Origin of the sequence: Methylovorus mays, from assembly GCF_020531915.1 — a bacterium.
Lineage (GTDB): Bacteria > Pseudomonadota > Gammaproteobacteria > Burkholderiales > Methylophilaceae > Methylovorus > Methylovorus mays.
Map to the genome: position 1 here is coordinate 306,653 of NZ_JAJAVG010000004.1, position 24,924 is coordinate 331,576.

Annotated in this window: 31 protein-coding genes; 11 read left to right on the top strand and 20 right to left on the bottom strand. The window is 51.7% G+C overall.

Annotation, left to right across the window (positions count from 1 at the left end; translation table 11 throughout):
• Positions 1–8 precede the first annotated feature (8 nt).
• The 6 genes from LG203_RS03800 (at position 9) to LG203_RS03825 (ending at position 4,775) form a co-directional block, all read left to right on the top strand.
• Positions 9–956 carry a succinylglutamate desuccinylase/aspartoacylase family protein gene (locus tag LG203_RS03800; RefSeq protein ID WP_230344553.1) on the top strand — a complete coding sequence of 316 codons (948 nt, stop codon included), beginning with the start codon at positions 9–11 and terminating at the stop codon, positions 954–956.
• Positions 957–1,015: 59 nt separating this feature from the next.
• Positions 1,016–1,621, top strand: coding sequence for a YceI family protein (locus LG203_RS03805; protein WP_230344554.1), 606 nt, complete (start codon positions 1,016–1,018; stop codon positions 1,619–1,621).
• Between the two features lie 147 nt (positions 1,622–1,768).
• The gene (locus tag LG203_RS03810; RefSeq protein ID WP_230344555.1) at positions 1,769–2,431 is read left to right on the top strand and encodes a DUF1345 domain-containing protein; all 663 of its coding nucleotides are present in this window, start codon (positions 1,769–1,771) and stop codon (positions 2,429–2,431) included.
• 156 nt (positions 2,432–2,587) lie between these two features.
• Positions 2,588–2,824, top strand: coding sequence for a KGG domain-containing protein (locus LG203_RS03815; RefSeq protein WP_230344556.1), 237 nt, complete (start codon positions 2,588–2,590; stop codon positions 2,822–2,824).
• 282 nt (positions 2,825–3,106) lie between these two features.
• A complete protein-coding gene (locus LG203_RS03820; protein WP_230344557.1) occupies positions 3,107–3,751 on the top strand; it encodes a response regulator in 645 nt (214 codons plus the stop codon).
• Positions 3,752–3,869: 118 nt separating this feature from the next.
• Complete coding sequence (locus LG203_RS03825; RefSeq protein WP_230344558.1) at positions 3,870–4,775, top strand: SDR family oxidoreductase; 906 nt, start codon at positions 3,870–3,872, stop codon at positions 4,773–4,775.
• 110 nt (positions 4,776–4,885) lie between these two features.
• On the opposite strand, the gene LG203_RS03830 is transcribed toward LG203_RS03825, so the two are convergent.
• Positions 4,886–5,365, bottom strand: coding sequence for a DUF4142 domain-containing protein (locus tag LG203_RS03830; protein ID WP_230344559.1), 480 nt, complete (start codon positions 5,363–5,365; stop codon positions 4,886–4,888).
• Positions 5,366–5,454: 89 nt separating this feature from the next.
• On the opposite strand from LG203_RS03830, the gene LG203_RS03835 reads away from it, so the two are divergent.
• From LG203_RS03835 to LG203_RS03845, 3 genes are all read left to right on the top strand, one after another.
• Positions 5,455–5,877 (top strand): hypothetical protein, encoded by a 423-nt coding sequence (locus LG203_RS03835; protein WP_230344560.1) that lies wholly within the window; start codon positions 5,455–5,457, stop codon positions 5,875–5,877.
• Between the two features lie 229 nt (positions 5,878–6,106).
• Positions 6,107–6,691: a TetR/AcrR family transcriptional regulator gene (locus tag LG203_RS03840; RefSeq protein ID WP_230344561.1), complete on the top strand. Its 585-nt coding sequence runs from the start codon at positions 6,107–6,109 to the stop codon at positions 6,689–6,691.
• Positions 6,692–6,789: 98 nt separating this feature from the next.
• A complete protein-coding gene (locus LG203_RS03845) occupies positions 6,790–7,623 on the top strand; it encodes an oxidoreductase (protein WP_230344562.1) in 834 nt (277 codons plus the stop codon).
• 173 nt (positions 7,624–7,796) lie between these two features.
• Here the strand turns inward: LG203_RS03845 and LG203_RS03850 are convergent, their stop codons facing one another.
• From LG203_RS03850 to LG203_RS03890, 9 genes are all read right to left on the bottom strand, one after another.
• Positions 7,797–8,546, bottom strand: coding sequence for a hypothetical protein (locus LG203_RS03850; RefSeq protein ID WP_230344563.1), 750 nt, complete (start codon positions 8,544–8,546; stop codon positions 7,797–7,799).
• 21 nt (positions 8,547–8,567) lie between these two features.
• Complete coding sequence (locus tag LG203_RS03855) at positions 8,568–8,849, bottom strand: hypothetical protein (RefSeq protein ID WP_230344564.1); 282 nt, start codon at positions 8,847–8,849, stop codon at positions 8,568–8,570.
• Positions 8,850–9,045: 196 nt separating this feature from the next.
• Positions 9,046–10,218: a zonular occludens toxin domain-containing protein gene (locus tag LG203_RS03860; RefSeq protein WP_230344565.1), complete on the bottom strand. Its 1,173-nt coding sequence runs from the start codon at positions 10,216–10,218 to the stop codon at positions 9,046–9,048.
• A complete protein-coding gene (locus tag LG203_RS03865; protein ID WP_230344566.1) occupies positions 10,215–10,514 on the bottom strand; it encodes a DUF2523 domain-containing protein in 300 nt (99 codons plus the stop codon). Before LG203_RS03865 ends, LG203_RS03860 begins: the two co-directional genes overlap by 4 nt.
• Entirely contained in the window at positions 10,514–11,830 is a 1,317-nt protein-coding gene (locus tag LG203_RS03870; protein ID WP_230344567.1) for a virulence factor TspB C-terminal domain-related protein, read from the bottom strand. Before LG203_RS03870 ends, LG203_RS03865 begins: the two co-directional genes overlap by 1 nt.
• A gap of 113 nt (positions 11,831–11,943) precedes the next feature.
• Positions 11,944–12,144 (bottom strand): major capsid protein, encoded by a 201-nt coding sequence (locus LG203_RS03875; RefSeq protein ID WP_230344568.1) that lies wholly within the window; start codon positions 12,142–12,144, stop codon positions 11,944–11,946.
• Positions 12,128–12,469: a hypothetical protein gene (locus LG203_RS03880; protein ID WP_230344569.1), complete on the bottom strand. Its 342-nt coding sequence runs from the start codon at positions 12,467–12,469 to the stop codon at positions 12,128–12,130. Before LG203_RS03880 ends, LG203_RS03875 begins: the two co-directional genes overlap by 17 nt.
• A 1-nt stretch (position 12,470) precedes the next feature.
• Positions 12,471–13,340: a rolling circle replication-associated protein gene (locus tag LG203_RS03885; protein WP_230344570.1), complete on the bottom strand. Its 870-nt coding sequence runs from the start codon at positions 13,338–13,340 to the stop codon at positions 12,471–12,473.
• A 74-nt stretch (positions 13,341–13,414) separates the two neighbouring features.
• Positions 13,415–13,696, bottom strand: a complete 282-nt coding sequence (locus LG203_RS03890) for a hypothetical protein (protein WP_159355646.1) — start codon at positions 13,694–13,696, stop codon at positions 13,415–13,417.
• A gap of 159 nt (positions 13,697–13,855) precedes the next feature.
• Between LG203_RS03890 and LG203_RS03895 the strand changes: the two genes are divergently transcribed.
• Both LG203_RS03895 and LG203_RS03900 read left to right on the top strand, forming a co-directional pair.
• Positions 13,856–14,179, top strand: a complete 324-nt coding sequence (locus tag LG203_RS03895; protein WP_230344571.1) for a hypothetical protein — start codon at positions 13,856–13,858, stop codon at positions 14,177–14,179.
• Positions 14,176–14,595: a hypothetical protein gene (locus LG203_RS03900; protein ID WP_230344572.1), complete on the top strand. Its 420-nt coding sequence runs from the start codon at positions 14,176–14,178 to the stop codon at positions 14,593–14,595. The genes LG203_RS03895 and LG203_RS03900 overlap by 4 nt, the downstream gene beginning before the upstream one ends.
• Positions 14,596–14,600: 5 nt before the next feature.
• On the opposite strand, the gene LG203_RS03905 is transcribed toward LG203_RS03900, so the two are convergent.
• From LG203_RS03905 to LG203_RS03950, 10 genes are all read right to left on the bottom strand, one after another.
• Entirely contained in the window at positions 14,601–15,425 is an 825-nt protein-coding gene (locus LG203_RS03905; RefSeq protein WP_230344573.1) for a hypothetical protein, read from the bottom strand.
• Between the two features lie 481 nt (positions 15,426–15,906).
• Entirely contained in the window at positions 15,907–16,791 is an 885-nt protein-coding gene (locus LG203_RS03910; RefSeq protein WP_230344574.1) for a dihydrodipicolinate synthase family protein, read from the bottom strand.
• Between the two features lie 567 nt (positions 16,792–17,358).
• Complete coding sequence (locus tag LG203_RS03915; RefSeq protein ID WP_230344575.1) at positions 17,359–18,522, bottom strand: zinc-dependent alcohol dehydrogenase; 1,164 nt, start codon at positions 18,520–18,522, stop codon at positions 17,359–17,361.
• Between the two features lie 207 nt (positions 18,523–18,729).
• Positions 18,730–19,260 (bottom strand): DUF4142 domain-containing protein, encoded by a 531-nt coding sequence (locus LG203_RS03920; RefSeq protein WP_230344576.1) that lies wholly within the window; start codon positions 19,258–19,260, stop codon positions 18,730–18,732.
• A 259-nt stretch (positions 19,261–19,519) separates the two neighbouring features.
• Positions 19,520–20,230, bottom strand: a complete 711-nt coding sequence (locus LG203_RS03925; RefSeq protein WP_230344577.1) for an endonuclease/exonuclease/phosphatase family protein — start codon at positions 20,228–20,230, stop codon at positions 19,520–19,522.
• Between the two features lie 73 nt (positions 20,231–20,303).
• Positions 20,304–22,502 carry a VTT domain-containing protein gene (locus tag LG203_RS03930; protein ID WP_230344578.1) on the bottom strand — a complete coding sequence of 733 codons (2,199 nt, stop codon included), beginning with the start codon at positions 22,500–22,502 and terminating at the stop codon, positions 20,304–20,306.
• Positions 22,503–22,514: 12 nt separating this feature from the next.
• Positions 22,515–22,805 (bottom strand): hypothetical protein, encoded by a 291-nt coding sequence (locus LG203_RS03935; protein ID WP_230344579.1) that lies wholly within the window; start codon positions 22,803–22,805, stop codon positions 22,515–22,517.
• Positions 22,806–22,933: 128 nt separating this feature from the next.
• Positions 22,934–23,551: a cation transporter gene (locus LG203_RS03940; protein WP_230344580.1), complete on the bottom strand. Its 618-nt coding sequence runs from the start codon at positions 23,549–23,551 to the stop codon at positions 22,934–22,936.
• Between the two features lie 50 nt (positions 23,552–23,601).
• Positions 23,602–23,934 carry a YnfA family protein gene (locus LG203_RS03945; RefSeq protein ID WP_230344581.1) on the bottom strand — a complete coding sequence of 111 codons (333 nt, stop codon included), beginning with the start codon at positions 23,932–23,934 and terminating at the stop codon, positions 23,602–23,604.
• Between the two features lie 104 nt (positions 23,935–24,038).
• Positions 24,039–24,716, bottom strand: a complete 678-nt coding sequence (locus LG203_RS03950; protein ID WP_230344582.1) for a mechanosensitive ion channel family protein — start codon at positions 24,714–24,716, stop codon at positions 24,039–24,041.
• Between the last annotated feature and the right edge of the window lie 208 nt (positions 24,717–24,924).

Below are 24,924 nucleotides of genomic sequence, written 5' to 3' on the forward strand. Positions count from 1 at the left end.
CTTCGGGCATGCACTTTCATACACAAACCTTTCATGCGACTACCCCTGGGCCCAGGCTGATTGTATTGGGCGCAGTACATGGCAATGAAACCTGCGGCACGCAGGCGATTCTGCGCGTGCTGGATGAAATAGCAGCGGGCAGCATTTCCATACTGCGTGGCTCCGTGACCTTTGTACCGATCACCAATCCTCTGGCATACCAGCACCATCGCCGTAGTGGTGATCGCAACCTCAACCGCAATCTGTTTCCCACCGCCAAGCCGGTGGAGTTTGAAGACCACATTGCCAACTGGCTGTGCCCCTTGCTTGCCCAGCACGAGGTGTTGCTCGACCTGCATTCCTTTCATACCGATGGCGAGCCGTTTGCGCTCATTGGCCCGCTGGATAACAACGGCCCGCTGGAGCCCTTTGCCCATGCAGAAAAAGAAGAAGGTCTGGCCCGGCACCTGGGCGTGCAGCGCTTCGTGGATGGCTGGCTGGATACCTATGCGCGTGGCGTGGCGCGTCGGCAGGCCGCCAACCCGCAAGCCACGCCTGCCGCCGAGAGCGATTTGCGCTATGGGGTAGGTACCACGGAGTACATGCGCACGGTGGGCGGCTACGGCCTGACCCTGGAATGCGGCCAACATGATGACCCGGCCGCGCCGGAGGTGGCTTACCGCGCGATTCTCAACACGCTCGCGTATCTTGAGATATCGGGGGAGGCAGAACCACCCGCCGTCACCCAGACGGAATCATTGCGTATTTACGAGGTCGTAGATCGTGCCAGTGATCAGGATACTTTCGTCAAGGTCTGGCGCAGCTTTGATGCTGTGCAGGCGGGCGAGCTGATTGGTACGCGCGGCAATGGCGAAGACGTCTATGCAGAAGAGGGGGGCTATATCCTGTTCCCCAATCCTGATGCGGCTAGCGGGCAAGAATGGTTTTATCTGGCCAAGGCGGTGAAGCGTATCTGAAGTACCACGGTATCTGATCGCAAGCCTTACCCCATTCATCTGGTCGATCGGAGCCTTTCATGTCAGTTGTTCATTCCCGCTTCAACGCTGCATTTTTACCCTTGGCCTTGCTTTCCCTGGTCGCTTTTTCAGTGCCCGCGCATGCCGATTGGGTGCTGAATCCGCAGGCCTCGGACCTCAGTTTCGTTTCCATCAAAAAGAACAGCATCGCCGAAATCCATCACTTCAAGGAGTTGAGTGGCAGCATCAGTGATGCAGGAGCCTTCAGCCTCAGCATCAAGCTCGCCAGTGTGGATACAGGCATTGCCGTGCGGGATGAGCGTATGCGCAACATGCTGTTTGATACCGCCATGTTCCCCAGCGCCTCGGTCAGCGGCAAAACACCCGCCAATGATTACAGCAGCCTGCCTGCAGGCACCAGCCGCATTGAAAGCCTCAAATTTACGCTGGATCTGCATGGCAAGACCGTGGAGCTCAACAGCAAGGTGCGTGTTACCAGTCTCAGCAATAACAAGCTGCTGATCAGTACCATCCAGCCGGTGATTGTGGATGCGGCAAATTATGAGCTGGTGGCGGGCATAGAAAAGCTGCGTGAAGCCGCCCAGCTGCCTGCGATCAGCACCGCAGTGCCCGTTACCCTCAATCTGGTGTTTGATCGGCAATAACGAGTAGAATGCCCTGCCGGTGCGGTGAATAAGGCAGTAAGTTTGCATGCGTGCAAACCGATGAGCCGTCATTGACCTAGTGTGACTCTGCCGATATGGATTAGGCGCACCGGCCCTTCTGATCGCAATTTCAAGAGCGAACCCTCCATGAGCATGGTGATTCCTGAGTCATTAAAACGTCGTCCTCGCCTGTTGATAGCGCTGATCGCGGGCCTTGCCATGGGGCTGTTGCTGCCCTATGACTGGGATCTGGTCACCCGCCTGCTGGTGACCTGGAATGGCGTGGTGTGGTTTTACCTTATCCTGATCATCTGGCTGATATCCCACACCAGCCATGCCGACATCCGCCGGATTGCCGAGCAGGAAGATAAAGGCGCCATGGCGGTGCTGGCGCTGCTGTGCCTGGGGTCGATATTCAGTCTTGTCGCGATTGGTTTTGAGCTGGCTTCACTGGAGGATGTGACCCGTGATGAACGCGTCCTGCATTATGCGCTGACGGCGATTACGATTTTCGGCTCCTGGCTGCTGGTTGGCATGGTATTTACGCTGCATTACGCGCACTCGTATTATCTTTCGGACAAAAAACATCGCCCCCTGAAATTCCCCGACGACGCTGTGGAGCTGAGCTACTGGGATTTTCTTTATTTCGCCAGCACGATTGCCGTGGCGGCGCAGACCTCGGATGTGGCCGTGATGAATACCAGCACACGCAAGGCCGTCACTGCTCAGTCCATCCTCAGTTTCATTTTCAACGTGGCGTTTATCGGCCTGCTGATCAACCTTGCCGGAGGCATGATCAGCGGCAGTTGACAGTCTGGAATTGGCATAGCGCGGCGCCAGCCTATTTACAATGTCTTACCCCCGATTCGGACATGCGCTTATGTCGGCATCCCACCTGAGTCTCTAAGCTGAACGAACTCTCCTGTTGGAGAGTGTTTTTCAATCATCGCTTAAAGGAGACACATCATGGCTCAAAAGCAAAGCAACCGCGGATTTGCCGCAATGGACGCTGCCAAGCAGCGCAAAATCGCCAGCATGGGAGGCAAAGCTGCTCACCTGAAGGGTTCTGCGCATGAATTCACCTCGCAAGAGGCGAGGTTGGCCGGCCAGAAGGGTGGGCAAGCCGCCCACCGCAAGGGCACGGCTCATCAATTTGACTCCCAGTCAGCCCGGGAAGCCGGACGCAAGGGCGGTCAACATTAACCGGCAGGCTTTGCCTGTTTTCATCATTCACCCATCTATAAGTTAAATCAGATACTTATCGGTAACAGTCAGATGCCGAGTATCGAAGCCAAGCAGGGTTTTACCTTAACCCTGCAGAAGTGAAACCTGTGAGAGAAAAGCAAGGCACATGCCTTGCTTTTTTCATGTCCGCTTATCGCTCGCATAAAGAGAGTCCTACACCTGAATAAGGATTTCCTTATGCAGATGAGCTCGAATAGGGGCTAGAGTAAAACCATCTACACAACGTAAATACAAGGTCTTATGAAACACATTATTGTCGTGGATGGTTTCTCTGGCACTCGTAAGCTGTTGTGCCAACTCATCAGTAACACCCAGAAACAGTATGCCGTGGATCAGGCCATGAATGTGGTCGATGCCGAGGCCATCATCCGCCAGAAACGAGTGAATCTGGTTATTCTGGATATCTCCAAGCCCACCAAAAACGGCCTGGAAGCCTTGCTTGATCTCAAGCAGCTGTTCCCCAAAATCCCGGTGCTGGTCATCAATGGGCCGGACCATGCCAAATATGCTGATCATTTCATGGATATCCGCTGCGAAGGCTATCTGACCAAGGATGCGGATTACGCGGAGCTGTGCAAGGCCATACAGGCCATACTCGCTGGCGATTCGTATTTCCCGTCCATCCACCAGTCGAGCGCCCACCTGCCTGAAAAATCGCGCTACCCTAAGCGCTTGTCCTCGCGGGAAATGCAGATATTTCTCAAGACCATCAAGGGCATGACCACGAAATCCATGTCCAATGAGCTGAAAATCAGCTCAAGCACGGTCAGCGTTACCAAGTCCAATATCATGCGCAAGATGCAGTTGCGCGACCGGCGTGAGCTGATCATGTATGCCCTGCGGCAAGAGTGGTTACCGCCCAATTATATTTTCCAGCCTCGTTAAGTAGAGCTAGGCCCAGACCCCATATATTCTTACACGGGTTTGACGTGCATCCTGACAGCCAGCATGGCGGGTCTGAATTAAGCTGAATATTCTCATTCATTCAGCAGGAGATTCCGCCATGCCAACAGACAATCAGGTAGTAGAGGGCTCTCAGGGGCACGATCATCGCGAGATGCAACAGCCTCCGCAGCAGCAACACCAGCAGCCGGGCCGGGAAGAAGATATGGAGCCACGTCCCCAGTATATCGATCCCGCTTACAAGGCCAGCGGCAAGCTGAAAGGCAAGGTGGCGCTGATTACCGGAGGCGATAGTGGAATAGGGCGTGCAGTGGCGGTGCATTTTGCCGCAGAGGGTGCCAATGTGGCGATCATCTACTACACCGACGCCGAAGAAGAGGATGCCTACAAGACATTGGATATCCTGAGCGACTACGGTGTGTATGCCGAAGTGTTCCAGGGCGATATCAGCGAGGTCAGCTTTTCGCGCAGTGTGGTGAATCAGATACTGAACAAATTTGGCCAGCTGGATATCGTGGTGAACAATGCCGCGCAACAGTTTGAGCAGAAGAGCCTGGTGGATATTGCGCCATCGCAGCTGGAGCAAACGTTCAAGGTGAATGTGTTCGGCATGTTTTACCTGACGCAGGCAGCGCTGCCGCACTTGAAAAAAGGCGGCCGCATCATTAACACAGCCTCTGTTACGGCATACAAGGGCAACCCGGTACTGCTGGATTACTCCGCCACCAAGGGCGCCATTGTGGCCTTTACGCGTTCCCTGGCGCAGCAATTGAGCGAAAAGGGGATTACCGTCAACGCCGTCGCCCCCGGCCCGATCTGGACGCCATTGATTCCCGCCAGCTTCTCTGCAGAAAAAGTCGAGAAGTTCGGGCATGACACGCCAATGGGCCGCCCTGGCCAGCCGAGTGAAGTGGCCCCGGCCTATGTCTTTTTAGCCTCCAATGATAGCTCGTATATCAGTGGGCAAGTCATACACCCCAATGGCGGCACCTCGGTTAACGGCTGAGCTTTAGTGCCAAAAAGGGCGCCAAAAGAAAAGGGGTCTTGGCCCCTTTTTATGTTTTATAAATCTATAATAATCAATAAAATAACAAGTAAAGTTAATGTTTTTAAGCATTAGTGCGGCGGTTCCTTGAGCGATATTTCCAGCCGTTTGCCAGCCTCAAGATGTTGCTTCAGCATGGGCAGATATTGACTGGCAAATGCCTTCAGCTCCGGATTTTCCACCTTGGCAGCCGCCCTTTCGAATAACTCGACTTCATCCTGATGCGCCTCCACGCCAATATCTTCGATGAACGCCAGATCAAACGGTTTGCCATTCTTGGCAGACAGCAGATGCAATCTCAGCTTTTCCACCAGGCTAGGCTCTTCCTGCAGATCCAGCTCGAGCTTCAGAGCCATGCGCTTCAACTTGTCGCCGCACTTTTCATGATCTTTCAACACGCGTTGGGCATATTCCTTTACCGCCGGCGTTTTGCTGTGCACGACCGCCAGGCGATTAAACTCCATCTCCATCACGCTGGCTTTGGCTGCATTTTTCAAGAACATCTCATCCTGCATGGATAAAGCCGCAGCAAAACAAGGCATTGCGGCCATGCTCAAGACCAGAAGCGCCATAAAGCGCCTGTAACGCATTTTTTTCGCTGGCCTATACACAAGGCTCAACCACGCTTGAAAATTTGCCCATGAAAATCACGAAATCAGTGTTCCACGGCATTTTTGATCAACGCATCTGCTTCCAGGCAACGCTCGGCACATTGGCGGCATGCAGCAGCGCAATTATGGAATGTCTCATTATCCGAGTGCTCAATGGCATGCTGTTCGCATGCCGAAGCGCAGGCATCGCAGATTTCAGCGCACACATGGCACGTCATGAAGAAATAGGGCGACTTGCGCGACATGAATTTGATCGCCATGAAACAGCTTTCGGCACAATCCCGACACAAGGCCGTCATGTGCGACATCCCCGGCGTATCCATCTGTATACATTCCGTCACGCAAAGCTCACACCAACGCGCGCAGTGAAAGCAATCCTCAGTACAGGTCTTGATGTGCATGTCCAAGGGATCATTTGGACCGGATGTGGTTTTACTAAGAATGGAACCTAGCATGATGACCTCCAACGTATGTAATTACCCGAAGGGTTTACGCTAAACGACGCACGGCCGATGCGTTATAAGCCAATACCGCATTGACGGGTAGGACATCGTTGAGATGCTCTGCAGCGCCTGACTGCGCAATGACATTGGGGAGGTTTGGCTACATGACAATTATTTTCAATGATTCAGATCATCATTTTCTTGCATTGTATGATGGTCGTCATATATGATGGCCATCATGAAAAAAGCAACGACACCACGAAACACCATCAATCGCAAAGAAACAACGCATAAACGCATTGTAGAAACCGCGGCCCGCGCCATTCGCCGCAGTGGTTATGATGGCACTGGCGTAGCCGATATCATGAAAGAGGCAGGCCTTACACATGGCGGCTTTTATGCCCATTTTTCCTCTCGCGATGCCATGTTGGCAGAGGCAGCGGATCTGGCAGGCGCCGACACTCTTGCCATCGCAGAAGGCATATTTGCCGAGGCACCCCAGGACCAGGCGCTATTTGCCCTGATGAATGCCTATTTATCCAATGAGCACATGGCCAATATCGAATCGGGTTGCGCCTTAGCTGCACTGGGTTCAGAAATGCCACGTCAGGCGCCAGAAGTGAGAAAAGCGTCTACGCGCCGTATCAAGGAAATGATCAGCCTGGTTGAAAGCCGGCTGACAGGCCCCGATGCTCATGAGAAAGCACTTCTCGCCATATCCACCATGGTTGGGACATTGTTGTTGGCGCGTGCGGTTGATGAGCCCGAGCTGAGTCAGGATTTTCGGCAGGCAGCGTTATCGCACTACAAAGCCATCAAGTAATAGGGTTGTAAAGCAAGCGTGTATTTTTTTTGGCCCCTTAATATGACGATCATCATATTAAAACATATATATTTAATCGAATGACATAGGAGACAGGTATGAAAAAAAGAGTCGCAATCGTAACAGGCGCTTCATCCGGCATTGGTGAAGCGACAGCAGAATTACTCGCAAACTCGGGGTACAAGGTGTATGGCACCAGCCGCAAAGCCGATCAGGTAAGTAATCGACCCTACAAGATGATTGCATTGGATGTGACCAGCGAGGCCTCAGTCGCAGCCGCATTAAAGCAAGTCATTGATATCGAAGGCCAGATTGATCTTCTGGTGAATAACGCAGGCTTCGGCGTAGCCCCTGGCGGCGCGGAAGAAAGCTCCATCGAGCAAACCCAGCGGATATTTGATACCAACTTTTTTGGCCTTGTCCGCATGACGCGAGCCGTTTTGCCTTATATGAGAAAGCAGGGCGCGGGCAGAATTATCAATATCGGCTCTATCCTGGGCTTGATACCCGCACCCTACATGGCCACCTATGCTGCCACCAAGCACGCGGTAGAAGGCTACTCCGAATCCATCGATCATGAGCTGCGCACCCAGGGCATCCGAGTATCGGTGATAGAGCCTGCCTATACCAACACGCAATTTGAATCCAACACCCAGGAACTAGACTCCAAGCTGGCGGAATACGCGAAAGCACGTAAAGCCCTCGCCAAATTGATCAAAATTTCTGTAGCCGCTGGAGATGACCCAGGCGTAGTCGCCGAAGTCGTGTTGAAAGCGGCGACTGCCAAAACCCCCAAGCTTCGATATGCCGCCGGAAAGTTAGCGCGGCGCTTGAGCCTGCTGAGAAGATTTGCACCTGCAGCATTAGTGGATATGGGTATTCGCAAAGAAATGAAACTGGACTCACTCGACAGCATCGCCAGTCAGGCATAAAGCAATAACCGGCGCAGTGCCTTGGTGGGCTTGGTAAGAAGAGCCCATTAAGGCGGGCGCCGGATAACTTTTGGTTTAACCATATTATTACTTAACTGCGCATAATGTATATTATGTTAAATCAAATCGGGAGATGCCGGAGGCGGCAAATGAAAATATCTATTTATTACTACCTAAGTTGATGGAATAGCTTTGTTCGACGCTCTTAGAACATCTTGGGAAATTTTTAATAGAAGGAAATAATGCAAAGGAAGGCCAGCAAATTCATACAAAAATAAATTGCTTATTAACTCATCCTTGGGACGATCATAGCTATCAGTGGCTTTCTGTTTTGGATGAACGGCTCCATTTACAGATATACGCTTTATCAAATCAATCCTACTTAAAGAATGGATAGTGAAAATATTGTCTTTATCAGGAATGGATATTTTTATTACTTCGGAATGAAGCCATATATAAAAATTACAACTGGTTATTTGGACTTGTGATGCCACAGACGATAGTGGCTGGAGATCGAAATCTTTTACATAAATGAAATTTTTAAACTCTCGCGATCCATTAGAATTTACCCTAAAGGCAGCTTCGACCGTGGCAGTACCTTCTGGGTGGTAAGGAGCAGAAAAAAATAAATCAAAGTTATTAGCGGCGGAAGTAATTAATCCATCTGGCATAAATGCTATTAAAAATTTTTTACCTCTCAGTAGCTTAACTACCTGTTTTGAGGGCTTAGCTGTTTTAAAGTGATTTGGAAAGGCAAAAGACGGCTCCGCTTTACCCAATATATCCGTCATCTCACTCAAAACTCTCAGATTACCGATTAAATCAAGAATAATTGCAGGATCATATCCTATTAATGAGTCCTCATGATTCCTTCTAATGCGCCGCACCAGTAAGCTAAATTCACTCTCCCCATAGTTATGCATTAACTCCCCTTCCAGTTAGTTTTACAAGTCTAGTTTCATTTGAAAATTTTTTGAGTTTATTATTTTAAGAAGTCTTTCACCACTAGCTTTATCCAATTTGGCTAAATATCTACAAACAGCTAATATCTGCTCTTGGTTTATTAGCTGTTCAGCCAAATACAGTTTTTCCTTTTCTATCAATCTATAATAGCGCCTTCTTTTTGCTTTGTCCCGCCCCTCAACTCGTATATACCAATAGTAATTTTTAAGCTTGCTGGCCCATTCGGGAGGATCAATCTCACCTCGGTTATAAAATCCCTGCACTATCCGCGCCCTTTTCTTTTTATTGTGTCCTTGGCCGCAGGAATTCCGAATAGGAAAAAGCCACGCTGGTTGTATTGTGTCCGTAATATAAATCTAGACGGCGCTTCGCGCCGGACTGTCGTCTCGTCACGAAGACGCCATCCAGACATCCAAAAAAAAGCGCCTTTCGGCGCTGTAAATAACCATTCCAGCATGATCAACTGCCTGTAGCGTATGGCTGGGGTTGATTCGGGAAGCGGTTTTGAGATTGCGATTCACGCACTCGATTCGACGGGCTACGGGCTGATTCCTCATCCTCTTCAGGATAAGGAATCACGGCTACCGCCGCGGGCCCTACCGTCTCACCCTGCGGGCGCTTCGCGTCGCTCAGTGCGTTCTGATCCAGCTCACGTTTGTTAAGGCCGTATTGGTCTTTAGCGTACTTGGCCGAACCATCATCGAAATCCTGAAACATTCCGTTTTCGACAAACTGGAGACACACCGCCTCGTCCATGGCGATTTTTGTGCCCTGTTGAGTGTATGCGGTACACCTGCCGCGAATTAACACGGCAGCGGCGATTCTGGGGGCCATGACGGGCTTTGTTATTTCGTCATACTTGGGAGCCGTGAAGGGCAAATCGGGCACCCTTGGCCGCTGGGATTCGCCCCATGTATAAACGGGCTTTTCCGATCGGACGCCGTGCGATTCAGGGAAGGGCGCCCCGCCCTGCTCCATCGGCAACAGATCCATTTTATTTTCCAGAACATGCCCTTGCACGCCGCCATGCAGCACCGTGTAACCGTAGTAAAGGAGCGCAATGACAAGTAACGGCAGGACGACCATCAACACCAAGCGCATCGGGATGCGCTTTTTAACCGTATGCATATCGGCGGACTTATACCAGCTGTAGACCTCTTTCGGATATACAAAGTGGGTCTCTATGCTGTTTTTGGTGGACTTGTCGACGTTCTCCCGGACTTTGTGGAACTCGTGAATTTTCGACTTAGCAAAGCCAAAGAACCGCTCAACGTGATAGTGATAATTGACCAGGCGCCGCAGATTGGAATCGACCAGCATAGGGTGCTGGGTAATCAGATACAGATCATGCCCATCATGCCGATGTGTTTCGAGCTGGCTAACGTGTAATGGGACTTGAGAACCGACGGCACGCGGTCTGAAGGTGGACTGACATTCATCGATGACGATGATCGACCCCTTGGGACACTCTACCCATTTATCAGCGGATTCGAGCTGTTGCCAATCCAAGGTGAGTTCAGGAATGCCGTGATAGAACACCGGGCGCTGTTCTTTATCCGCCCTATCCTTGACCGTCTTTAATGTGTAAAGGCTCTTTCCAGAGCCGGGCAAGCCAGTAATCAGATGGATCATTTCGTCACCATCTTCGTGATACTTCCACCCTGCAGACCCATGATCGCGTACTTGGCCACCACGGCCGAGGCGATCACAGAGAGCGATTCACCTAGCCGCAGCATGCCGACCGCACCGATCAGTTGAGGCGGGACACTGGACAGCATGGACAGCGCGTCAGACTTGATTGAGGCAATGAGCAGATCAATGCCCTGATACGTGATAAAAGAGATACCCAATGCAACCAGAACACGGCCAACAAGGGACTTAATCGAGAGCGCCAGAGCGCCCCAAAGCATGGATATAAAGGCAGGCATTAGACAATCACTCCGGCAACGATACGAAGGGCGGCCATGTATGACAGGGCCAAGAAGATATAACCGAGCGCTTCAAAGAACGGGCACCAGTCAGAGACAGGCAATACAACCGACTGACCCAACAACGTCACAGTGACGTCAGTAAAGCAGCTAGCCGATATAGGGCTAGAACTATCGAGCGACGATTGAACATTCACTGTTTCCCGGTTCGAGCTGTCGGCAGGGTTCGGCGTGGCATCAGTGCCATCGGCCATGGCTTCACCAAGGGCTTTAGCCGTGGCGTTTTCCTTGAACCACTCACAGTTACGGCGGGCCTGTTCTTTCGCTATCGCGCACTGGATCGCATCGCCCTTGCAGGCAACCGCATCGCAAGCCCCGGAGATATCGGAATCTGTCGCCGCCTTGCATTGCGCCGCCGTAGGGTTCTCAGCGCAATAGCTGGTCTGGCTAACCGTTTTCGTTTCAGTCTTCGTTTCCTTGGTGCCGTCTTCATTGGTCTTTTCGGTGGTGGTGACGACAATGACGGTGCCATCACCGTTAAAGGTGGCGGTGGAATTGGAGGTGCTATTGCTGGAGCTGGACCCGGTGGTGTTGCCGTCCGCGTCTTTTGTAGACCCGCTGGAGCTGGAGGAAGAGCTGTCTTTTGTTTTGATGGGCGTAGACCCTTGCGAGCCAGCCGAGACACAGGACGTTACCCCACCGACACTGATAAAGCTTTTGCCTTGGCTCATACAGTTGGCCTCCGGCGTCAGGGCGGAGTTATTGGAAGCCGCCGAGCAAGACGCCCCGGTGCCATTGCCGTATGAGCCCACACAAGCGCCCTGACCGCTGGTCAAAGTAGCGCAGACGCTAACGGAAATAGAATAGGTGCAATTGTTGAGGCAATCCGTGCCGCCATCGGAGCCGAAATAGCTGGAACCTGTCACACCAGAGACATACCCCGTTTTGCATGACTCCTGACATACGCCCGTGTCAGGGTTACGCACTTGTCCAGCCGCGCATTGGGGAACAGAGCAGGTATGCTGGGTTGGTGTAGCGCCACCGGGACATATTTCGTGGGCGGTAATGTTGCCAATATTGCCAGCATTGCTATTGCAGAAGTATTTCCAATTATCGACCTTTGTGACACTGGCATAGCTTGCACCGATACTTGCTGTATAGGCTTGGCAGGACTCCTCAGGTGTAGGCTTTTTGGTGGCAGCAATACCATCTTTAGACCAGTAATCAATGATGGAAGGAATCTCTTCATTGGCTGCGTGAGCATAGCCACTCAGCAACGTAAGAAACAGGAGTATCAGGCGGAGAAAATTAGCCATAGCGCCCCCAACAAACCAAGCATTACTAACCATCCGTCCATATCCCCTACCCCCTTAAGTAAAAAGGCCCGGAGGGCTTAGAAGCTCCGGGCCGATTGGTCTCAATCGTGCAATTAGCCGCCGTGCACCATGGAGAACACTTTCTTGACCCCCCATACAGCCAAGATCGCGCCACCAATGGCGGTTACAGCAGCCACACCATCGCCCAGGGCGGTGACAGCAGGAGTTACATCGATAGCAGCTTGCGAGGAAGTGGCGACAACACCCAGAGCCAAGCCAGTTGCGCGTGCGTACATGTTATTGATCAGCTTCATTTGAATTTCCTTTACTTTTAAGTTGAGAGATAACGGCCCGGAATACCGCGCCAATTGCCCACAGTAGCGCTATAGCAGCCGCTATCTGTTGACCCTGTTCGACCGAGAGCGACCATGCGCCCGAGGTCAATTCTTGAGGCTGTGCGATCACATAAACACAGCTTGTTATGTCAGTTGGTTGAGGGCTGGCAACTTGGTACTGCCCTGCCCCAATATCTGTTAAACACTCAGCGGCATGCGCATCTGACATGCCCCAAGCAAATGTAAAAGCCGCTCCAAAAATCAGGCCGATGGTGAGAAATGCCAAAGATCGGATCAGCCGCATATCAAACCTCTTGAATGCCACGTATTACGAGCAAATCCATGCCCTTATTCCAAATGGAAATGTCACGGATGCCGCGTTGATAGGCCAATTGCGTCGTCATGGCAGCAGCAGCGCCAAATTGGGAATCTGAATCAGTGGCAGAAAAAGCACCGAAGAAAAACCGGGTAACCTTGGGCTTTTCTATGCCCCGGCTGCACTTATAGCGACGTTCACCTAACTCACGATCATGCTCAAAGGTCTTGCTGATGTACTTGGTGAGGTAGTTTGATAACTCTTGAGCACGATATACAGGGGACGCGCCGGAGAAACGCTTTTTACGGTATTGAAGGTCAACTTGGCCTTTTGTGTTTTCGCCTGTGTCCGTTGCATTGCCACCAATGGCGACATACCAGCATGAGCGGATATGGGCGAGGTCTTGTTTACCCACGCAGGCTACGTGCATATGGAGAGCGCCCCGCTCTTGATACTCTTTCACGGCAACATATTGCCAATCGGGGTAACGCTCACGCACCAGACGGATAAATCTAGTGAAATCACGGTTTAACTTGTCCGAATCCTGCATGTTTTCGCGGTAGACCAGCGTTAATAAATGGTCTGCACCGATGGTGCGAATGCGAAAGCTAACTTGTTGCCGTGCGCGGCGCTCTGCCCTTCTAAGGTTCTCTTCCTTAGCGGCTTCTATTTCCTCGTCAGTCTTAGGGACTGAAGGCCCCCTAAGTCCAAGGGAGCGGCTTTTTCTCAGTTCATCCATGGGATTAACTAGCCTTTGCACAATTTCAACAAGCCCTGATTTAAATTCCCGGATAGTTACTTGATAATCCGGTAAGGCGTTGTATTCATAAGTTAAATTACCGTGTAAAATGTCTTGCATGTTTCAGCGTTTCCTAACTAAACGTTGAGATTAGAAAGGCCAGTGAGGTGCGAACTCATTGGCCTTTTGTTTTTCTACGATTGCTTGCGCACTTCCTGTGCTGGGGTTGCAGGCGTAATGCCTGTAATCACAAACTCAACGCGACCGCGATCACCTGCGCGGGGGCTGACATCTACCATGTAAGAACCGGGCATTAATCCCTTAAGAGTGTCTTCATCTGCATAAACACTGTGATTGCCGGCAATTTCGCCAGTCCAAATTTGAAGGGTTCGACGGTGCCATGCACCACCGCTGCGGGCTGTACCGCTTTCAATCTCACCTACGCCGAGAACCTGTACTTTCAATTGTGTCGCCATTTTTAAACGCTCCTATGAGGTACCGCCCTTTTGAAATTAGGCCCCTTTCGTCGGCGGTTTAACGTGGGGATATGAAATTTCATACAAAGGTATAAGAAAATTCTTATCTTGTAAAGAAATTTCTTATATAAGAAGATTCTTAAAAAAGAGGGGGTAGCTATGAAATGGCTAATAGGCCTTTTAGTGGTTGTAGGCGCTGTAGTGACTATCAACCTATCAAGGCAACAAAGCGTTAAGGTGATACAAAAAACCAGCCACAACATGCAAGAAAGCATTCAGCACAGCGCTGAAGCAATGCGACAAAAAAACTATGACGCAGAAAAAATAAAGGTATTTGTGCCTGGAAGAGATTCGCGTACATGCATGGAAATCTTAGGCGTAAATGAAATCAATAACCGAGTAGTCGAATGCAATAAAGATCATTACGTTGAAATGCGACGAAATGAAGTTGCTGACTTTAAGAAAGAACAGAGGCTGCCATGAACTCATACGAGCTAGTTAAAATTGCAAAAACCAAGCAAGGTATTGAGAGCGATCGAGCATTCGCCATAAACAATGGCTTTACCGTTCAGAATATATCGGACTGGAAAGCAGGAAGAGCAATCCCTAATGCAAGAAATTTTCTGAAGCTTGCAACATGCGCAGAAATGTCTATCGATGAAGCTTTAAAATTTGCAGAAGAAATGGAAGCAGCTAGATTTAAACAGGCGGGATATTCAAACTTAACAATGATGGGAACCTTAACAGGGCTGTCATTACTTGCAGTGACACACTCCCCCGCTATTGCTGGACTTATCGCTGTGAGCGGCGCCGCGACTGTATATTATGTAAAATCAATGAAACGACGCCGGAAGCGGCAAACGATGGTCTATACGATGTCACCCTCACATTTTCAATAAGTGAATTAAAGTTCAGCGCCATATCCAAATAAACTGGCCATAAGAATAGGTACACCCTCATAGCCTTTATAAAATGCAAAGCAATAGATACCTACTGGGACTATCGCATCGATGAAATAGAAATAGATGCGTCTAAGAATAATCCTTGGGCCTAATCTTCTAAGTCTTTTTGATATTTCAGCGACATAATTAATAATTTGAAGATTTTGCTCAGAAGTCGAGTCATGTTTATTTATTAGGGTTCCAATATTTTCTTTTATAACCTCTTGCCTAATAATAATATCTGTCGCCTGTGATCTAAGAAGTGGTAAAAGCTCTGTCAATTGATAGTTTAAAGACTTCGATGTTTCAATGGAGTTTCCACCTATAGCAATTTCATATAACTCATCAAATTTAGTTATAAAATCTTCAAGCCCACTAGGTATCGTTTTATTCAAAGCCCCTTTTAGGAGTGTGTTCAGTGTGTCATTAAAGTGATTAGTGCTTTCCAAATAATGATCAAAAGAAGACAGCTCAATGAGTTCTGAGCCAGCATTCCAGGCTAGATAGTCTATGAAAGCATGAAATGAAAAACTTATAGCAAGGTAAGTTGATATGAGAAGAAAAAAAGATGCTAGAAGCATAGTCCCGACCTCTCCTTCGGGAAGCTGCGCACTAAAGCCATCATATGAACTAAATTTAAGATTAAAGGTTGAAACTGCTATGGTTATAAGGCACATAACCAATAGACTTTTTTTCAGCCGCCTGCTTTCCTCACTATAAGGATCGTTGAATTCCAATTTGTAACGACCACGGCTTAGTCTTGGCCTCAGTTGATTATCTTCCATCATTACTCCCCTAAGATTCAAAATCAAAACACAATTGCACGACAGGTGGTCTCTGGTAATCCATAAGCTTTATTGCACGGGATTTTTTTAAAGAGACTAAATACAAACATACCAGTTTAATTAAATTTTGATCTATATTTTTCTCTGCCAAGCGTAGTTTTTCTTTAGCAATCAGTCTGTAATACCTACGACGCTTTGCCTTGTCGCGACCCTCAACCCGGATATGTCAATAATAGTTTTTGAGGTTGTTAGCCCACTCTGGCGGGTCAAACTCACCTCGATGATGAAATCCCTGCACTATCTACGCCCTTTTCTTTTTATTGTGTCCTTGGCCGCAGGGATTCCGAATAGGAAAAGCTCACGCTGGTTGTATTGTGTCCGTAATATAAATCTAGACGACGCTTCGCGCCGGACTAGCGTCTCGTCCTGAAGACACCAAAAAAAAGCGCCTTTCGGCGCTCTCGATTCGTACAGCCACCCTATTTCATAGCAAATCCGCAATGCAGGCACTTAATCGTTGCCGCTCTTCCCCACCCAGCGATTTAATAGGCAATGGCAGGCTAGGTGTTTTCACCAGCCCTTTTAATTCGGCGATGGTGGCGATGACGCGCAGGCTGCCGTAGCGGCGGAAGAAGGCCCAGATGGGCTCCAGGGCGGTGGATAGGCGGTTGACTTCATCGATGTTGCCCTGCTGCGATGCTTTGACTATTGCCAGGATAGGCAATGGGAATAAGCCACCAAGTACGGAATACCAGGCTTCGCAGCCTGCGATCAGGCCTGTGGCACCGGAGTGGTCACCGCTGATGCCTATCTTCACGTGGGCGGGAATATGGGCGCGCAGGCGTGCAACGCGCTCTTTGGCTTCATCAATATGGTTTGAGAGCGGCGGGATTTTGATGGAGGCGATGTTGGGCAAGGCGGCGATACGGCCATGCAATACGTCGCTGAATTCAAAATGGGTGGTGGTGGGATTGTCATACACGCAGATCGGGATAGAGCTGTGTTGGCTGACAGCCTGATAATGCGCGAACACTTCGTCTTCGGTGAGCTTTTGGTATGAGACAGGGGCTAACAGCAGGCCGTTTGCGCCGGCTTTTTGAGCATCTTCGGCGAGTTTCAGGACATCTTTGGTGCGCAATGCGCCTATGCCAACCACTACGGGGGTACCTTGGGCGCTCTCCACTGCCAGCCGGGTGACCAGCTTACGCTCTTCGCGGTTGAGGTAGGCATAGCTGCCGGTGGACCCCAATACGCCTATGGAATTTACCTGGGCCTGGGCGAGCCTGTTTACCAACTGGCTGAAGGCGTTTTCATCTATGGATACTTCGTCCATGGGGGTTAACGGGAAGGCGCTCAAACCTGTAAACATGGCGAAACTTTCTATGCGCGTAAATGCGTCATTTTAGCTTTCTAAAACAAGTTTCAGGGGCTCGCGTTGCTAATTGGCCGGTGCGCCCTCCTCTGCTCCTAAAAAAGCACATTTAATTGAAAAAACCTTTAAAAATAAGTTGCTTAAATGTGATTTGTCATAGTGAAACGGAAATTTCAGGCTTATATTGAATGCTAGCTTCCGATGAAGGCAGCTAACTTATAGCCAGAGAGCGTATTGTCGAAATTTATCCAGGCAGATCATTAGACCTGAGGCGTGAGCGTCGGGGTCTATCCAAATCTGCATAGCTTCATGACAAGCTGAGAATTTTGAAGGGTTCAATATTGCAGGGAGTGCTGGTCCTTAAATGCGTTAAGGAAAGGTGGCTCTTATGAAACATGAGAGACAAGCACGTGATTCAAATGGTACCCAGAAACAGAGCTGGGGGTTTGCTGGGCCGATTTTTCTATTTATTGTCTTGTGCCTGATATTTTCACTACGCTGGATCTATTAGTCACATGTTGCAGGTCAACAAAAGCCCCATATTCGGGGCTTTTGTTTTGAGCATCAGCCTGGCGTGAGCACCACTTTTCTGCAGTCTTCTTCCTTGTTGTTGAATATCTCGTAGCCTTTGACGGCGTCTTCCAATGACATGCGGTGGGTGATGATGTCGGCCGGGCGCAAATCGCCATTTTCAATATGTTCCAGCAGCTTGGGCAGATAGCGTTGCACATGGGTCTGGCCCATTTTGAAGGTCAGGCCTTTATCAAAGGCATCGCCAAACAAAAAGCCGTGGATAAAGCCTGCATACACGCCAGGCACGCTCACTACCCCACCCCGCCTCACAGCGGCGATGCACTGGCGCAAGGCTTTGCCGCTGCTGCCTTCTATTTTCAGGTTGGCCATCACGGTTTCCAGCGTGCTGCCTTTGGCTTCAAAGCCTACGGCGTCGATCACGGCATCGACGCCGCGGTAGCTGGTGTTTTGAATAATGACTTCGGCGGGGTCGACGTCTTCAAAATTGATGCTGATCGTGTCGTATTGCGCTTCGGCATAGGCCAGGCGATAAGCATGGTGATCGACCATGAAGATGGTTTCGGCGCCCATCAGGCGGGCACTGGCAGCGGCCATGAGCCCGACCGGCCCTGCACCAAAAATGGCAACGCTGGAGCCGGGGCGTATGTGGGCGTATTCCGCTGCCTGATAGCCAGTGGGGAGGATGTCAGTGAGAAACAGCACTTGCTCGTCGGCCAGGCTGCCATTGATTTTAAACGGGCCCACATTGCCCTTGGGTACCCGCACCAGCTCTGCTTGCCCGCCCGGCACGCCGCCATACAGGTGGCTGTAGCCGAACAAGGCGGCTGAGGGCCGCAACTCCTTTTTGTTGAGGATGGCGCCACGGCCGGTGTTGGTGGTTTCACAGGCGGCATACAGCTCCTTCTGGCAGAAGAAGCAGTCGCCACAGGCAATCACGAACGGGATGATGACGCGGTCGCCCTTTTTGACATTGACCACATCCTTGCCCACATCTTCCACCACGCCCATGAATTCGTGGCCGAGAATATCGCCATCTTTCACCATGGGGATCTTGCCGCGGTAAATGTGCAGGTCCGAGCCGCAAATGGCGGTAGCGGTCACCCGCAGGATAACGTCATCCGGCTCCTGAATAATGGGGTCTGGCACGGTCTCGATGCGGACGTCTTTGCTACCGTGGTAAGTTAATGCGCGCATGGTGCTCTCCCGGAAGATAATCAATGCATGATGCTAATGGCGTATGCCGTCAGGCCCTGTAGGCGCCAACCGGGAGTTGCTGTAGGGTGAATTTGCACAGGCTGCCTGCCAACATGCCCTGCAGGCAGGCAATAAAAAGCTCGCCCATATAACCTGCATGAGCGAGTGGAGAAAACACTCCGCCATGTGCGGCGAAGAGTCTAGAGATTAATCGTCGGTGCTGGCTTCGAGCTTCTTCGCCTCTGCCAGATGGTGCTTCAACCCTGGCAGCATTTTGGTGGCGAATTGTTTCACATCGGCATCGTCGGCATTCTTCGCGGTTTTTTCAAACAGCTCGACCGTGTCCTTGTGCGCGGCCACGCCTATGGATTCGGCATATTCCTCGTCAAAATCCTTGCCATCCTTGGTGGAGAGCAGCTTGGCCTTGGCTTTTTGCATCAGGCTGGGCTCTGTGGGGATTTCCACGCCCTTGCTCTTGGCGAGCGCGCTCAGCGCGGCGTATGCCTCGGTATGATCCTTGATCATCTGGTCAGCAAACTTCAGTACCTGAGGATTTTTGGACTTGCTCTTGGCCATTTCACTGGCGGCGATTTCGGCTTTATTGGCCTGGGCGGCGTTCTCAAAGAAGTTTTTGTCGCTCATCGATACATCCGCGGCACAGGCCTGGTGGACTGTGCTCAACGTCAGCAGGCCAATCAGGGTCACTACCGAAAACAGTTTCATTCTGGTGAAGGTCATCTTGTTCTCCTTGGGGCTGTGTAGGCACGCTTTCACGGTAGTGGAGTTTTTAATTGAGGACGATCAGAGGATGTCTGATTCGCGTGTGGGAAAACCCTACGGAGGCAGTAGGTCTATTTAGAGAAAGTTCTTTGCATGCGTGACCAAACCGGCTTATCAATAGTTGGCATCGCGTATTTTGCTGGCATGCGGATATGATTTTAAATTCAAACATCATCGCATCTTATTGTTTTAATGTATGTTTAATTTTTAATGCATGTTAAAGCCACTCTAGTTCAATCACCACAGGCAAATGGTCTGACAACTTGCGGATGTCTTTGCCATAAATGCGATGCGCGGTGATTTTGATATCCGTGGCCTCGTACCAGACGCGATCCAGGCGCAACACGGGGCACAGCGAGGGGAATGTGGCTTTGCATGGCGCCGGTGTCAGATGACTATCCAGAAAGCGCAGCAAGGCCGAAGGCCGCTGCCATTCGTTGATATCGCCCATGAGCAGCAAGGGGCTTTTTACTTCTTCCTCCACCTCTTTTATCAGGCGTATCAGGTTGCGCGCTTCGCTACGGCGCTCGTAAATGGAGAGCGAAAGGTGGGTGCCGATGACACGCAGATGGCCGTGCGGGCCTTGAATCAGCGCATCGGCCGCCATGCGCGGCTCCAGGCTGGGCCGGGTTTCCAGGTTGTGAATCAGCCCGCGCACGATGGGGTAGCGGCTGACGATGAGGTTGCCATACCAGCCTTCTGCCTCGAGCATGCTGGGGCATAGCAGGTGAAACGGGCGCTCCGGGCCGGCCAGGTTTTCAACGTCATCCGGCAGGCCGCCGCGCGAGGGGCGCGTTTCCATTTCCTGAATCACGCCTACATCAATATCCAGCCGCTGCATGAGGTGGTGTATGCGTTTGAGGTCGCGCTGACCATCCAGGCTACGCCCGCCATGAATGTTGAAGCACAGCAACCGCATACGACTCATAGGCAAACAGCCCTTGCATGACATGCAGGCTGAGTGGGCCCACCATATTGGCAGGCGGCATCCATGGCGCGACTCATTTTGCTGCAGTCTGCCAGTGCCTGGCGGCCAGATGACTCAGCACGATGATCAGTATCCATGCCAGCAGCCCACCGCCTAGCAACAGCATGTTATGCATGTCCGGATGTTTCCAGAATGAGAGCGCCGATTGCCCCAATAACACGGAGACGGCAGTGCCGGGCAGCATGCCCAGTACCGTGGCCGCCATCAGTCGCCAGAAAGGCACATTCATCATACCGAGCGCCAGGTTGACCACGGTGTAAGGCGCAATCGGCACCAGGCGCAGCAAGGTGAGCCCGACCAGGCCGCCCTTGTCGGCGTAATGCGCAATATTTTTCGCATAGCGGCCGGTGAGCGCGCGCAGCGAATCTTCCCCCAGTTGCTTGCCAGCAAAAAAACCGATAATGCAGCTCACCAGCGAGCCCAGCATGGCAATCAGAAAGGCCTCCAGTGGTGGAAATACAATGACCACGGTGGCCGTCATGATCATGTGCGGAAAGAAAATCAGCGTGCCGACGATATAGGCCGCCATGCCCGCGGGGAATGCCCATGCCGTGTTTTTCACTTTTTCCAGCAAGGGGACGATTTTTTCCGGGGTGGCGTATTCGCTCAGCGGCGTGACTTTCCAGGCCAGCACCAAGGCGATGATCGCCAGCACGGCAATCACCAGCTTGGGCGGAATGGACGCCCTGAATTGTTTGCGTTGCCCACGCGATGTCATCAGGCTGGGCAACAGTGGATGCGCCGGATCGGCCAGCCAGGTGGCGATTCTGGCAAATCGCTCATGCCGATAGGCCTCGTCATTGATGCGCCGCAGATGCTGGCGGCTATGGGGGATGTCGTCCAGAAAAGTCTGCACGCTGGCGCCACTCTCAATCAGCTGCTGTATATCGGCGATTTCGCGACCGGTATGCTCGCGGATCAGGTCATTGCGCATGGCGGCAATCGCCTGTTGCGTAGTCTCATCATGGGCCTCAAACATGAGGTCGCATTCGGTATCCAGGGTCATGGAGCGGCGATTGATATTGCTGGAGCCCACGCGCAAGTAGGTGTCATCCACCACCATCAGTTTGGAATGAATGCGGATGGCTTTTTCTTCGCCCTGTTCATGGCTCACCGGATAAGCCATGACGGCACGATCCCCTACCCCGCCCGCCTCCAGCAGCTCTTTGAAGCGCACGCGCCCGGTATACATGGATTTACGTTCCATGATGCCTTGTGGCCGGTCGCAGCTGATCAGCAGTGCACGCAGGCCAGGACGCTCTTTCAGCCGTTTGTTAAGCGCACGGGCTATGTCTTTCTGCGTGAAAAACTGGTTTTCCATGTAAATGAATTGCTCGGCGCGGGCGATCATGTCCAGATAAAGCTGTTTGATCTGGGTGCGCACGGGCTGCCGCAGAAAAGCGGACTGCGTTAATGCGACGGCGGTGCGGATATTGGTCAGTGCAGGCTTGGCAAACCTGGGCCACGCAGGCGGCAAGGTATCACTGTCGGGCATTCGAGTGGGAATGGCGTGCTTGCCAGTGGCGTGATGCCATCGCTCGCGCACTAGCGTTGCCAGCGGCTGCACGACCGGCCCGGCCACCACCGCCTGAATATCATGGTACGGCCCGAATTCCTTTTTGGCGCCCATTTTGAGGGTGCCATCCGGGTCTACCCGGCGATCATCCTCCGTGTGGTGCTCGCGCTTATCCCAGCGGGCGATCGCGACATCCATGCCGCCACAAAAGGCAAGTTCATCATCCACCACCACGACTTTCTGATGATGGCTGGCGCCCAAGGGCAACTGGCTGTCGAATATAAAGTGGATGTTGTCGGCGTCCTGCCATTTCCATTTGAATTCGGAAAAGCTCTCGCGCTCGGCGGCCAGAAATACCGAATAATTCCAGCGGTTGAGGTAAATCTGGATGGCAGGGTTCTGCCCGGCTTTCCAGGTCAGCAGCTCGTACAGCATGGGCGGGCAGCGGGCGCTGGCGGCCTCTTCGCCGCGCAAGAGCTCAATGCGGCTGTCGATATCCCATCCCAGGATGAAAATGCTGTGGCGGGCTTCGCAAATGGCGTGATAAAGCGCCCGATAGTAATTGGCGCAATCTACCAGCAGCGCAGCGTGCGTGGCTTGCGCTGCATGCCAGCTATTGGCGGCGTCCAGGCGCATGGGCTGCGCTGGTTTGGCGTGTTCAGTATCCGGCAATTTGGTGTCCTCCCAGGCATCCACGGTCGGCTACGCCTATTGTTTGGTCGATGGGGTGGGCTGGTGAATATCTGCGCCGGGCTTGATGCTGCGATCTGGCTGGTCTTCTTGCGGCATACGCGGCGGCACAATCACGCTTTTGTGTTCTTGCGGGTGTACAGGGGGAACAGTCACGCTTTTGCTATCAGCGCTGCATGGTGGCTTGCTGGTAGCGGACGATTGGTCACAGGGTGGCAGCGTACTGCCCGCCGGGTCGGTGTCTGCATGGCTGATGGAGATCATCGCCATCAGGCACAACAATGCGGCAAACAAGCATAAACGTAGCATGGGCATGGTGGGCTCCAGTCAGGTGAATGTCATCAAAAACATGCCTTATGGCAGAAGCCATGCCTGTATGAATAGCCCGTGGCCCTACAGTTCCGCTTGCGCTTGTCAGACGATCTTTATGAAACTCCTCATGCGGCTCTTCTCAGCGCATGCCATGCGGCTGCCAGTACCTTGGCAGATGAGCTTATCAAGAGTACGGAGAGTGCCAGGCCCACTACCAGATCTGGCCAGGCGGCGTTAAAGAGCCACACGGCACCCGCGGCCACGATCACCGCGAGATTGGTGGCAATGTCATTACGGGAGCAGGCCCAGACCGACGACATGTTGATGTCATCACTGCGGTGCTTCCAGAGCAGGAACAGGCACAGGCTATTTGCCAGCAGCGATAGCACACCTATGCCGCCCATGGTGTCAAACAGCGGTAGCGCTGGAACAAACAGGCGGTAGATTACCTGCCCAAGCACAAACAGGCCTGCCAGCAGAATGAGGCCGCCCTTGAACAAGGCCACCACGGCTTTTTCCCGCGCACTGCGCGAGACCACATACAGGCTGAGTGCATAGGTCAGCGCATCGCCCAGATTGTCCAGACTATCGGACAGCAAGGCGGTGGAATGGGCCAGCAAGCCCGCGACAAAGACCACCACAAACATGATGGCATTGATGCCAAGCACGATCTTCAGGGTTTTGCTCTGGCGCTGCTTCAGCGCTTCAATCGCGCAGGATGTGTTGTGACAACAATCTGCCATGAGATCCCTCCTGTTAAGTCCTTAAGCTTGAGTTCATGCGCCCTGCCCAATCACGCTGTTCTGGGCGCAAACATGATGATGGCCATGCCGCACAAGGCTACGCCAGCTCCAATCAGGTCCCATCCACTCGGCCGTATGCCATCCACCTGCCACAGCCAGACGATGGCGACGGCAATGTACACCCCGCCATAAGCTGCATACACGCGCCCTGCCGCCGTAGGATGCAAGGATAGCAGCCAGGCAAACAATGCCAGCGATAGCGCCGCAGGCACCAGCAGCCAGATGCTTTTGCCTTTGCTCAGGTATAAATACGGCAGATAACAGCCGACAATCTCGGCAATGGCGGTCAGTACAAACAGCAGAAAGGTATTCAGCGGATGCATAAGGTTCTCGTGGAGTGAATCTTGAATATACCTGCATTTTGCCCGGCTTGCGGACAATAAAAAAGCGCCCGCAGGCGCTTTCAGGAGTATCAAAACCAGGAGGCTTACTTCTGGTTTTTGTTTTTCTGGAAGTTTTCGATGATGCCAGCGGCCCAGTCTTTTCCGCCCAGACCGAATGCAATCGCCAGCGCCAGGAAAATGGCACCGAATACGATGACGAATAGCGAGGTCAGCAATTGTGTGCCGATATCCAGCTGCTCAAGGGCCACAAACATGGCCAGGATCTGGATGCCATATTCGGCCGAGGTGCTGATGGCCAGCGCACCGCTGAACTTGATGCCATGCAGCCATGCGAATACCAGGCGGTTAACAAAGCGGGCCAGCAAGGTACCAAACAGCAATACCAGAATGGCAATGATGATCTTGGGCAGGTAGTTTGCCAGCTGATGCAGCATCACGGCCACTTCGTTCAGGCCCAGGGCATTGGCGCCGGTGATGACGAACAACAGGATGACCAGCCAGTAAACCACCTGGCTGATGACGCCGCTGAGCGTCAGGTCGAATTCGCTGTGCTTCAGAAAGGCTTCCAGACCTGATTTATCGGCGAATTTATCGAAATGGGTGAACTCAAGGACGCGCTTGACGCCGATGCAGGCGATTTTTGCCAGTACCCAGCCAAAGAACAGGATCACCATGACGGCTAACAACTTGGGGAAAAATGTCGCGACCTGACCCCAGAACTGATTGAGAGACGATAAAAAGATATCGATCTGAGTTTGCATTGGATCCTCCTAAATATGTATTGCGAGATACCTTGAATACCGCTAAGGCCGCAGCTGTGGAATGGATGTTGTGCTGCGTAGACTCAAAAAAGCCGAGCTGCATTTTGGCGCAATTAGTCCCATCTCGCAATAAACTTAGGGCTTGATCATTTCATTTTGCTTTAGGTTTTCATTCTATCCATATGTAAATATTGAAAATAAAAATATT